Source organism: Streptomyces sp. NPDC001339 (assembly GCF_042895955.1).
GTDB lineage: Bacteria > Actinomycetota > Actinomycetes > Streptomycetales > Streptomycetaceae > Streptomyces.
This window is the reverse complement of sequence record NZ_JBIAWT010000006.1, coordinates 433,155-444,867: the sequence shown is the minus strand read 5'-3', so window position 1 is coordinate 444,867 and position 11,713 is coordinate 433,155. Positions and strand designations below refer to the sequence as shown.

Here is an 11,713-nt window from a genome sequence, read left to right as displayed (position 1 = left end):
GCGCCCGTCCCGCGCATACGGGCGCGCCCGGGACGGAGCTCCGGCTGGTGGACAGCCAGCGTCCCGCGTGCGTACCGCGCCTACCTCGCCTGGACAGCGGCTCGCGGTGGCCGGACAATCACCGCATGACTTCGCTCGAGTTCCCCGCGCACGCGGCGCGGCCGTCGGACGCCGACCGGGACCGCGCCCTCGACCTGCTGCGCGACGGTGCGGCGCAGGGGCGGCTGTCCCAGGACACCTTTCTGCGCCGCCTGGAACTCGTCCTCACCGCCCAGCAGCACTCCGAACTCAAGCTGGCCACCGCCGACTTGGCGAGCCGCGGCAAGGTCCAGGGCACACTGCTGCGGATGGTCGGCCGGGTGTCGGCGTTTCACCTCCGGGTGCGCCGCGCCTGGCGGACGGAGCGGCTGCCCAAGCTCCTGCTGCCCGAGCCCGGTCCGTTCCCGCTGCTGATAGGGCGCGCTCCCGGAGTGGGCCTGCGCCTCAACCACGACACGGTCTCCCGCGCCCATGCCGAACTCCGCAGCGAGGGCAGGGGCTGGATGCTGCGCGACCTCGGCTCCACCAACGGCACCTGCGTCAACGGCCGCCGGGTGGTCGGCGAGGTCCCGGTCGGCCCCGGCGACCACATCACGTTCGGCCACGTCGACTACGTCCTGACGGAGCGCTGAGGCCCCGCGCGGGGCGAGAACGGGTCCGCCGACCTCGCACCCGCTCCGGCCCATGTGCTGAGGCCCCGCGCGGGGCGAGAACGGGATGCGGGGGTGCTGGAGAAGGCGGAGTCACTCGCCGAGGCGGCGGCCGACCGGCCGGTCCCCCGACGGATAGGACAGCCACACCCCTTCACCATGGGTCAGACCGGGCAACAGCCCCTCGATCCGCTGCACATGGCGGGCCGGCAGTACCCCGCTGACCAGCCAGGAACGCTGCCCGCCGACGGGCTCGGCCAGTTCCGCGCCGAGCGCCGTGAGGCGGGCGGTCACCGGCGCCAGTGTGGCTGCCGGGATCTCGGCCTCGAAGGCGTGGCACGGCTCGTAGACGCGGGTGCCGGCTCGGTCGAGAGCCCGCAGCAGCACGGGCCGGGTGACCGTACGGAAGTGGCCCGCGGTACTGACCGGGCCGATGAAGCCGGAACGGGTCAGCACTACCCGGCAGTCCGTCACGGCCCAGCCCCGCGGACCCCGTTCCAGGGTCGCCAGGACGGTCTCCTCGATGGCCTGGTGGAAGCCGTGCGGCAGGGCGCCCAGCTCGGTCTCGTACGCGAAGACCGGACCGGAGCCACGGGTGCCGGGCTCGACGCGCAGCCCGACCGTGGCCCAGGGCCCGCTGTGTCCGCGCTTGGCGATCTCATGGCAGGCCTCGCCGACACCGTACGGCCGCTCCACGCACACCACCCGGCTCGGTGCGAACTCGGCCCCGATCCCGTACTCCTGGCGCAGCGTGTCGTCGAGGATCTCCTTCTGCACCTCGCCGTGCAACAGCACCGATGTCGCGCCGTCGGGCGCCGGGCGGACCTGTAGCAGCGGGTCCTGGTCGGCGAGTGCCAGCAGCGCGGCGCGCAGGTCGGCGGCGCGCGCCGGATCGCCGGCGCGGACCAGGGTTTCGAGGGTGGGGGAGGGGAAGAGGGCGGCGGTGTCGGCGGACGCGCCGTCGGGCGGGCCGAGTCGGTCCCCGGTACGGATTCCGGGCAGCCCGCGGAGCACGGCGATATTGCCCGGGGTGAGCGGCCGCCCGTCGTCGTGCCGCCCGTCGCCGTGCCGCCTGCCGTTGCGCTGCTCGCTGTCGCGCCGTCCACCGTCGTACTGCCCGTCGTCGTGCCGGCCGGCGCCACCCGGCGGCCGCGAACCCGGTCGGGGGCCGATGACGTCGAGCGAGGTGATCCGGCCGGTGAGCGCCGGCCCCGCGTTCCGTGGCGCGCCGGGCCGGTACAGTGCGATCCGCTGCCGGGGCCGCAACTCACCCGCATAGAGCCGGACATGGGCCGTACGCTCACCGTTCGGCGGCTGGTGGACGGCGAAGACTGTGCCCCGCGGCTCGGGGCCCGGGCCGGGCGGGGCCGGCGGGATCAGCCGGGTCATCCCGTCGATGAGCGCGCCGACCCCCTGCCCACCGAGGGCCGAACCGAAGTACACGGGGTGCAGCGCACCCTCGGCGGTCCGGGCGGCCAGGGCGGTGCGGAGCTGCTCCGCGCCCGGCGGCGGCCCTTCGACCAGCCGCGCCAGAATGCCCTCGTCCACCTCGGCCACCGCCTCGGCGAGCCGTTCACGGACCTCCGGGTCCTCCAGGGAGTACGGCGCCGAGCGGGCCCGTGCCGTGCCGAGACCGGCCACGGACGTCATCGGGACGACGGCCGGGGTCAGCAGGCGCCGGATGTCCGCCAGCAGAGCCTCACCGCGGGCGCCCATCCGGTCGATCTTGTTGACGAAGAGCAGCGTCGGCAGCCGCAGCCGCCGCAGCGTCCTGATCAGCACCCGGGTCCGGGCCTGGACGCCCTCCACCGCGGACAGCAGCAGGACAGCACCGTCGAGTACTCCCAGCGCGCGCTCGACCTCGGCGATGAAGTCGGAGTGGCCGGGGGTGTCGATCAGGTTGACCTGGACCTCGTCGACGGTGAAGGAGGCTACGGCCGAGCGGATCGTGATGCCGCGCTGCCGCTCCAGCGCGCCGGTGTCCGTACGGGTGTCACCGCCGTCCACGCTGCCGAGCCGGTCGATGACGCCGGTGTCGAAGAGCAGCCGCTCGGTGAGGCTGGTCTTACCCGCGTCGACGTGGGCGAGGATGCCGATGTTCAGGGTGTGACGGATATGCGGAATGTGGGGTGTGTGACGGGTGTGCATGCGTGGTCGAGTCCTCGAAAACTGACGTCCGGTGGGGGCGCTGAGTGCTTTCGAGGAATCGGCGCATTCCGTACTCCTGAGTCCTGAGTGGGGCCCGAGTGGGGGGTGATGGTGCGGGGGCGTACGGCGCCATGGTCGCCGGGCGCAGACCGGACCCGCAACCGAATTATCCGCGCCGGACCGTCTCGGCCGTCTCCGGGTACGAGTGGTCATTCCTGTACGAGCAGCGCCACCGGTGAGGCGGTCAGCAGGTTGTCCAGCCTTGCCACGGCACCGCCCGGCACCTCGCGCCCGGTCAGCCGCTCGCGCCAGGGACCGCCCTCCGGCAGCCGCAGCCCGGTGTCCCACCAGCCGCCGGTCTCCGCCAGGCGCAGCGACAGCCGGGTCACCACCGTCAGCACCCGCCCGCTTCGGCAGAACGCCACACAGTGCTCGGCCGCCGGGCCCTCCGCGTGGACCGGCTCGTAGGCGGCCGTGGCGCCGAACCACTGTGGGTGGTCGCGCCGCAGCCGGAGTGCCGTGGCCGTCAGCCGCAGCTTCTCGCCGGACAGATCGCGCGGCGCGGCCCCGGCATCGAGTCCGGCCAGCAGTTCCGGCCGGAAGCGGGCGGGCCGCCGGTTGTCCGGGTCGACCAGCGCGGCGTATGCGGCTTCGGTGCCCTGGTAGAGATCGGGTACGCCCGGCATGGTCAGATGCAGGAGCGCCGCGCCCAGCACATTCGCGCGGATGAACGGGGCGAGCTCCTCGCCCAGCGCCGCTAGTGGAGCGGCCGGGGGACCGCACGGTCCGCCGCGGACGAACTCCGCCACCGCCTCCTCGTAGTCCGCGTTCTGCTCGGTCCAGGAGGTGCGTAGCCCGGCTTCCCGTACGGCCTTGAGTACCGCGCGCACCATCCTGCCCGGGTCGACTTCCCCAGGAGGCGCCTCCGCCTCCGCCACCGTCGGGTCGTCGATTCCCCCGTTGGCTGCCGGCTTGTTGGCCGCCGGCCCGTCGGCCGCCGGGCCCAGGCCGAATGCCGTCTGCCAGGCCAGCCAGGACACCATCGGATCCGGCGGGCCCGCACCGTCCATCCCGCCCGACCCGGACCCGGACCCGGTCCCGCACACCGCCTCGTCGGCCAGCCCGCCCAGCACGTCCCGCCACCTGTCCGGGCACTCCGACAGCACCGCGATCCGCGCCCGGACATCGGCGCTGCGCTTGGTGTCGTGTGTGGAGAGCGCCGTTCCGGTCAGTGGCCGGTCCCGCTGGATCCGGGCACAGTACGCGTGGAACGCTTCCGGGCCGAGCGCGGGTTCGCCGGGATCGCCGCCGACCTCGCAGGCCGACAGCAGCACGGGGTAGCGGTAGAAGGCGGTGTCCTCCACGGACTTGGCGCGCAGCGCGGAGGCGGTCTGTGCGAACCGCGCGGCGAAGTCGGCCCGGTCGAAGTCGGCGCGGTCGAAGTCGGCACGGGCCGCCGCCCCCTGGTCATCGTCATGGGGACTCCGGCCGTCCTCCGCGTGACCCCGGCTGTCCTCCGCGTGACCCCGGACGTCCTCCTCACGGCCCTGGCCGCCGTCCGTCGAACCTGGGGCGTCGGCCTCCCGGACGGTGCCGCCCACCGGCCGGCCGAGCGCCAGATCGCGGATCACGTCCACCGCCCGTGCCTCCTCGGGCACCCGGAACGTGCCGCGCGCCCCCTCCACGGCTCGGTCCAGCATGGCCGCGTCCGACATCGCCCGTGTGTCGTCGGCCGCGTAGGGCCGGTATACGGGCAGCCGCACCAGAAGTTCACGGATCGCCTGCCGCAGCGCCCAGGGCGCGTGATCGCCCGGCAGCGGGGCGCGCTCATTGATCCGCGCCGCGGTCCGCACCAGGCGTTCGACCTCCGCGGCCAGATCGTGCGTCACGACCTCGTACGCGGCCCGGCGCATCGTCTCCTCCCAGTCGCCGCCCTCGTCGGCCAGTGGGGTGACGAAGTCCCGGTAGTGGGAGAAGAGCCGCGCGGCACCCTGGGGACAGACGAACAGCCCGTCGATGTGCCGTAAGGCGTCGTAGCCCGTCGTGCCGGCGCACGCCCAGCTGCCGGGGAGCCGCTCGTCGTCGGTGAGGATCTTCTCGACGACGGTCCACCGGCCGCCGGTCGCCCGGTGCAGCCGGGCCAGATAGCCGCCGGGGTCCGCCAGCCCGTCCGGATGGTCGATGCGCAGCCCGTCGACGATCCCCTCATCGATCAGCCGCAGTACCGTGCTGTGTGTCGCCGCGAACACCTCGGGATCCTCGACGCGCACCCCGATGAGCTTCGAAATCGTGAAGAACCGGCGGTAGTTGAGCTCACTGCGGGCCAGCCGCCACCAGGCGAGGCGGTACCACTGGGCCGCCAGGAGGAGCGGCAGCGGCAGGTCCTCGGTACCGGCGCGCAGCGGGAAGAGATGGCCGTGATAGCGCAGCAGCCCTTGCCTGGGATCGACGACGAGGTGCCGCGCCTCGTCACCGATCCGCCCGTGGAGCACCGGAAGCAGCAGCCGGCCGCTGTGCCCGCCGTCCCAGTCGATATCGAACCACCGCGCGTACGGGGACGCCGGACCGTCGCGCAGCACGTCCCACAGCGGTCCGTTCAGCGTCATCGGTTCCGGTACGGCCATGTGGTTCGGCACGATGTCCACGATGAGCCCGAGACCGTGCGCCCGCGCCGTCGAGGCCAGCGCCCGCAGCCCCGGTTCGCCGCCCAGCTCGGACCGTACCGCCGTGTGATCGACCACGTCATAGCCGTGCGTCGAGCCGGGCACCGCCTCCAGCACCGGCGACAGGTGCAGGTGGGAGACGCCCAGTGCGGCCAGATGGGGTACCGCCCGTTCGGCGGCGGCGAACGGGAACTCCGGCTGGAGCTGCAGCCGGTAGGTGGCGGTCGGAGGCGGACTCGAGGGCTGCGTCATGGGAACACCCGTACCCCGCGGGGGACCCGTTGTGTCATCGGCCGCCGTACGGATCCTCCGCTGCACCCTCGCCACCCGGCACAGGCCTACTCCACCGGACTCAGGCCCTACGCCGCCGGGCTCAGGCTCTACGTCACCCGGCACAGGCCCTACGCCGGCGGCCGCCGCAGCACCAGCAGACTCCGGTCGGTCAGCGTCAGCCGGTCGCCGGCCTTGACCCGGGTGCCGCCGCCGTCCGACACCGCCCGCGGCCGGTCGGTGTCCACCACCACCTGCCACTGCCGGCCCAGGTGCTCGGGAACCACGAACTCCTTCTCCTGGTCGTGGGCGTTGAACAACAGCAGGAACGAGTCATCGGTGACCGGTTCACCGCGCGGCCCCGGCTCGGAGATCGAGCTGCCGTTCAGGAAGACCGTCAGCGACTTGGCGTGCACCGACTGCCAGTCGCGCGGGCCCATCTCCCGGCCGCCGGCCGTGAACCAGGCGATATCGGACAGCTCGTCGCTGGTGCCCTCCGCGGGGTGGCCCTGGAAGAACCGCCGCCGCCGGAAGACCGGGTGGTCGCGCCGTAGCCACACCAGCCGCCGGACGAACTCCAGCAGCTCAAGGCTCTCCTCGTCTCCCCAGAGCGTGCCGTCCTCCGGGGCGGCGGCGCTCGCCCTGCCGTCCTCCACCACTCCTTCCCTTCCCTCCGTACCGACCGCCTTGTGAGTCCCAGCCGGCCGGTCCGCCCCAGCCGGCCCGTCCACCTCATCCGCCCCGTCCGCCTCCGCGCTCCGCCCCGCCTCCGCGCTCCGCCCCGGTTCCGGCCAGTGCACCCAGGACAGCTCGTTGTCCTGGCAGTACGCGTTGTTGTTGCCGCCCTGACTGCGCCCGAACTCGTCCCCGTGGCTGAGCATCGGCACGCCCTGCGACACCATCAGCGTGGCGATGAGGTTCCGCATCTGGCGGGCCCGCAGCCGGCGCACCGAGGGGTCGTCGGCCGGTCCCTCGACTCCGCAGTTCCAGGACCGGTTGTAGCGCTCCCCGTCCCGGTTGTCCTCGCCGTTGGACTCGTTGTGTTTCTCGTTGTACGAGACCAGGTCGCGCAGGGTGAAGCCGTCGTGGCAGGTCACGAAGTTCACCGAGGCCAGCGGCCGCCGTCCGTCCTCCTGGTAGAGGTCCGAGGAGCCGGCCAGCCGGGAGCCGAACTCCGCGAGGGTACGCGGTTCACCCCGCCACAGGTCCCGCACGGTGTCCCGGTACTTCCCGTTCCACTCGGTCCACAGCGGCGGGAAGTTGCCCACCTGATAGCCGCCCTCACCGACGTCCCAGGGCTCGGCGATCAGCTTCACCTGGCTGACGACCGGGTCCTGGTGCACCAGGTCGAAGAACGACGACAGCCGGTCCACCTCGTGGAACTGCCGGGCCAGCGTCGCCGCCAGATCGAAGCGGAAGCCGTCCACCCGCATCTCCTGCACCCAGTAGCGCAGCGAGTCCATCACCAGCTGCAGTACGTGCGGGCTGCGCATCAGCAGCGAGTTCCCGGTGCCGGTGGTGTCCACGTAGTACTGCCGGTCCTCCGACAGCCGGTAGTAGGAGGCGTTGTCCAGCCCCCGGAACGACAGCGTCGGGCCGAGGTGGCTGCCCTCGGCGGTGTGGTTGTACACCACATCGAGGATCACCTCGATACCGGCCTGGTGCAGCGCCCGTACCGCCGTCTTGAACTCCAGTACCTGCTGCCCGCGGTCGCCCCAGGACGCGTAGGCGTTGTGCGGGGCGAAGAACCCGATGGTGTTGTAGCCCCAGTAGTTCGTCAGCCCGGCGTCCACCAGCCGGTGGTCCTGGACGAACTGGTGCACCGGCATCAGTTCCAGGGCGGTCACCCCCAGCTTCGTCAGATGGCCGATGATCGCCGGATGCGCCAGCGCCGCATAGGTGCCGCGCAGCTCCTCGGGGAGCTCCGGATGGCGCATCGTCAGACCCTTCACATGGGCCTCGTAGAGCACCGTCTCGTGGTACGCGGTGCGCGGCGGACGGTCGTCGCCCCAGTCGAAGTACGGATTGACCACCACCGACGCCATGGTGTGCGGCGCCGAGTCCAGGTCGTTGCGTACCTCGGGGCGGCCGAAGCGGTAGCCGTAGACCGCCTCGTCCCAGTCGATCGTGCCGCTCATGGCCCGTGCGTACGGGTCGAGGAGCAGCTTGGCGGAGTTGCAGCGGTGTCCGCGCTGCGGTTCGTACGGGCCGTGCGCCCGGAAGCCGTAGCGCTGCCCCGGCATCACCCCCGGCAGGTACGCGTGCCGTACAAAGGCGTCGCTCTCCCGCAGCTCGACGGCGGTCTCCGAACCGTCGTCGTGCAGCAGACACAGTTCGATGCGGTTCGCGGCTTCGGAGAACACCGCGAAGTTGGTGCCCGCCCCGTCATAGGTGGCACCCAGCGGATACATCTGTCCCGGCCAGACCTGCATGCCTAGACTCTTCCACTTTCTCGTCGGGAGCCGCGGCGACTCCACGACACACGCCCTACTGGTGGATGCCGGGGAGCGGCGGCGGAACGGCCGGGAACGGCCCCGGAACGACAGTCGGCCGGGGTACGAGTCAGGAACAGCAATGTGACAGAGCGTGACATCCACGGGTATGCACGCCGACTGCCGCGTCGCGATCTCCCGGGTCAACGTACGGCTGCCGGAACACCCCATCGCGTGCCCCGGCTGATGCCACGGGGTGCCAGGGCTATGAATCCGCTCACTCCGACCGCACCGCGCGGTGACAACCGGCACTATGAATAAGGGGAGTTGGTAGATGACTCGACCCTTCCTGCTGCACCGCCTCCCGCACCGCAGTAGTCTGCCTTGATCGTTGGGCACGGGGTTCGGAAGGCGGTGGCAGGTGAGCGGCGGGCTGGAGCTGCCCCCTGGTGGCGAGAGTCACGAGGGGCATGAAAGCGGCTCCGTCGACGCACCGCCCGGCACGGTGTCCCTGGCGCGGCCACTGGAGATCGGGGCGGAACTGGACTGGGGCGCGGACGCCTGGCGCGAGGTGCGCACCCGCGCCCGCCGGGCCGGCCGCGCCTACATCTGGCTGAACCTCGTCGAGCAGCGGCTGCGGGCCGTGGTCGCGGCCGTCCTGCGGCCCGTGTACGAGCCGGTGCACGGCGGCGAATGGGTGATCGCCGCGGCCGGCCCCGCCGGGCAGGAGTGGGTACAGCGCGCGGTCGCCGTACGCGAGGTCAGCCGCCGCAAGGGGTACCTCCTCGACCCCGCGGACGACAACATCGTCAGCTTTCTGACGCTGCCGCAACTCCGCGAACTGATGGTCCAGCACTGGCCCTGCTTCGAGCCGTACTTCGACGACCGCCGCGAGGTCGAGCTGGCTCTCGACGAGCTGGAGGTCGCCCGGAACATCGTCTCCCGCAACCGCGCCCTGTCCGAGACCGTCCTCGCCCAGGCCGAGCGCGCCTCGGCCCGCCTCCTGGACATCCTCGGCTCCGGCATCGGCACCAGGATCTCCGGCCGGCTGCCCATCGACGCGGTGGAGGACCTGGTCGGCGACCGCTACGCCGATGTCATCGGCGTGCACCCAGACCGGGTGCGGCTCCAGCGGCAGCTCCCCGCCGAGGATCTCTTCGGTGGTGCCCGGCGCCTCGACGCCGTCGGCATAGGCCTGAACCTCCTCGTCCAGAACTACTCCGGCCGCCGCCTGGTCCGGCTCGCCGAATCGGGCTGCCGGGTCCGGCTGCTCTTCCTCAACCCCGCGAGCAGCGCGGTCCGCCGGCGGGAGCGTGAAATCGGCCTCAAGAAGGGCGAGATGAGCCGCTCCATCGAGATGAACATCCTCCACATGCGGCGGGTACGGGCCCGGCTGCGCGACCCCGGAGCCTTCGAGATCCAGGTCTTCGACGAGACCCCGCGCTTCACGGCGTACCTCGTCGACGGCGACGGACCCGACGGGATAGCCGTCGTCCAGCCCTATCTCCGCAAGAGCCGCGGTATGGAGTCGCCCGTCCTCGTCCTGCGCGGCGGGGTCCGTGACGTCGTCCGCCAGGACACCCGGGACGGGCGCGACGGTGACCACGGTCTCTTCGAGACCTACCGGGAGGAATTCGAGAGTGTTTGGGCGGATTCGCGGCCTGTTTCCTGAGCCTTCCTGAACATCCCTGAACGTTCCTGAATCTCCCTGAACTTTCCTGATGTGACGGGCGGCCCGGGGGATTGTCAGTGGGGCGTGCGAGAGTGGGCGGGCAACGGGGGAAGTACCACCGAAGGAGGCGGCATGAGCTGGCATCAGGAGCTTCTGGTCAGCTTTGACCTGGAGACCACGGGCACGGACGTCGAGCGGGACCGTATCGTCACCGCCGCCCTGATCCGGCTGGAGGGGGACGGCCGGGTGGCCGGGAGGCAGACCTGGCTGCTCGATCCGGGTGTGCCGATCCCTGACGAAGCGGCGGCCATTCATGGCGTTTCGACCGCATATGCCCGCGAGCACGGGCGTGCGCCGGCCACCGCGATAGCGGAGATCACCGAGGCGCTCGCCGATGCGCTGCGCGCGGACATCCCGCTGGTGGTGATGAACGCCCGGTACGACCTCTCCCTCCTGGACCGCGAGTGCCGCCGCCATGGCGTCCCGACGCTGACGGAGCGGCTCGGTCGCGCCCCCGCGCCGGTCATCGACCCGCTCGTTCTCGACAAGCATGTGGACCGGTACCGCAAGGGCAAGCGCGCCCTGCAGGCGCTGTGCGGCCACTACGGCGTCCGGCTGGACGGGGCACACGAGGCGGGCGCGGACGCGGCCGCCGCGGCCGGTGTCGCCCGGCGCATCGGGGAACGGTATCCGGCCGTGGCCATCCCCTCCCCGCGCGCGCTGCACGAGCTCCAGGAGCAGGCCGCCGCCGAGCAGGCCGCGTCGTTCCAGGCGTACTTGCGGCGCTCGGGCGACCCTCAGGCGATAGTCGAGCCGGCCTGGCCGCTGATCCCGTACCAGGCCGGGGCCTGACGGGTACGGCGGGTAGGGAGCGTGCGGGGAGTACGGGGAGTACCGCCCGGCGTCAGAAGGGGTACCACCGTACCGTCGCGTCCTTCTCGCGGAGGGAAGCGATCCGGCGCCGGAACTCCTTGAGCGCCGCCGGGTTTCCGGGCGCGTGCTGGGACACCCAGGCGCAGCTCGCCGTCTCCCGGGACCCGCGGAGCACGGCGCAGCCCTCCCAGTCCCGTACGTCCCAGCCGTAGACGGAGACGAAGGTGTCGTACGCGTCCGCGGCCAGGCCGTAGCGGTCCCGGCTCAGCGCCATCACGACCAGATCGTGCTCGCGCAGGTCGGAGGAGAAGGTCTCGAGGTCGACGAGCACCGGCCCCTCGGGCCCGACATGGACGTTGCGGGCCAGTGCGTCGCCGTGGATGGGGCCGCGGGGCAGATGCGGTTCCAGCGCGGTGGCGGCCGCCGCGAAGGCGTCCCGCCGGCCCCGCAGATACTCCGCGTCCGATGCCGATACGGCGTCGCCCGCCAGCCGCAGCCAGCGCTCGACGCCGTCCAGCAGCTGACGCCTGGGCAGCGCGAACGGCGGCTCCGGCAGGGCGTGGACGCGCTTGAGCAGCTCGGCGAGATCGTGCGGCCCGGCGGGGCGAACGGCCTCCGGCAGCCGCTCCCAGTACGTCACGGGATGACCGTCGACCAGTGTGGCCACCGGCTCCGCGGCCCGTACGGCCGGTACGCCCTCGGCCGCCAGCCACTGGGCCACGCCCAGTTCCCGCTCGGCGCGCTCCAGGAGTTCGGCGCTGCGGCCCACCCGTACAACGGGGCCGCCGTCGCAGAGGGCGAAGACGGCGTTCTCCCCGAGCGAGAGCAGCCGGGCGTCGGCCGCCGCATCCGGCCGCCCGGCCGCGGCCAGGACGTCCCGGGCGCGCGCCTCCGTGAAGGGGGCCGAGCTCGGTTCGGTCATGGTGCTGCCTCCTGCGGTGGGCTGACCTGACCAGTGTCGCAGGT

7 protein-coding genes are annotated in these 11,713 nt (G+C 72.3%); 3 read left to right on the top strand and 4 right to left on the bottom strand.

Going from position 1 to position 11,713, the window contains the following annotated elements:
• The first annotated feature begins 125 nt into the window (after nucleotides 1-125).
• A complete protein-coding gene (locus ACFY12_RS20175; protein ID WP_390717169.1) occupies nucleotides 126-671 on the top strand; it encodes an FHA domain-containing protein in 546 nt (181 codons plus the stop codon).
• Between the two features lie 111 nt (nucleotides 672-782).
• Here ACFY12_RS20175 and ACFY12_RS20170 read toward each other — a convergent pair whose 3' ends face one another.
• The 3 genes from ACFY12_RS20170 to glgX all read right to left on the bottom strand — a co-directional run bounded on the left by ACFY12_RS20170 (nucleotide 783) and on the right by glgX (nucleotide 8,202).
• Nucleotides 783-2,837 carry a GTP-binding protein gene (locus tag ACFY12_RS20170; protein ID WP_390717168.1) on the bottom strand — a complete coding sequence of 685 codons (2,055 nt, stop codon included), beginning with the start codon at nucleotides 2,835-2,837 and terminating at the stop codon, nucleotides 783-785.
• A 209-nt stretch (nucleotides 2,838-3,046) separates the two neighbouring features.
• Nucleotides 3,047-5,752, bottom strand: a complete 2,706-nt coding sequence (treY, locus tag ACFY12_RS20165) for a malto-oligosyltrehalose synthase (protein ID WP_390717167.1) — start codon at nucleotides 5,750-5,752, stop codon at nucleotides 3,047-3,049.
• Nucleotides 5,753-5,901: 149 nt separating this feature from the next.
• Nucleotides 5,902-8,202 (bottom strand): glycogen debranching protein GlgX, encoded by a 2,301-nt coding sequence (glgX, locus tag ACFY12_RS20160; protein ID WP_390717166.1) that lies wholly within the window; start codon nucleotides 8,200-8,202, stop codon nucleotides 5,902-5,904.
• Nucleotides 8,203-8,623: 421 nt separating this feature from the next.
• On the opposite strand from glgX, the gene ACFY12_RS20155 reads away from it, so the two are divergent.
• Both ACFY12_RS20155 and ACFY12_RS20150 read left to right on the top strand, forming a co-directional pair.
• Nucleotides 8,624-9,874: an SAV2148 family HEPN domain-containing protein gene (locus ACFY12_RS20155; protein ID WP_390717165.1), complete on the top strand. Its 1,251-nt coding sequence runs from the start codon at nucleotides 8,624-8,626 to the stop codon at nucleotides 9,872-9,874.
• Nucleotides 9,875-10,006: 132 nt separating this feature from the next.
• Nucleotides 10,007-10,726: an exonuclease domain-containing protein gene (locus ACFY12_RS20150; RefSeq protein WP_390717164.1), complete on the top strand. Its 720-nt coding sequence runs from the start codon at nucleotides 10,007-10,009 to the stop codon at nucleotides 10,724-10,726.
• Nucleotides 10,727-10,778: 52 nt separating this feature from the next.
• Here ACFY12_RS20150 and ACFY12_RS20145 read toward each other — a convergent pair whose 3' ends face one another.
• Complete coding sequence (locus ACFY12_RS20145) at nucleotides 10,779-11,669, bottom strand: phosphotransferase (protein WP_390717163.1); 891 nt, start codon at nucleotides 11,667-11,669, stop codon at nucleotides 10,779-10,781.
• Between the last annotated feature and the right edge of the window lie 44 nt (nucleotides 11,670-11,713).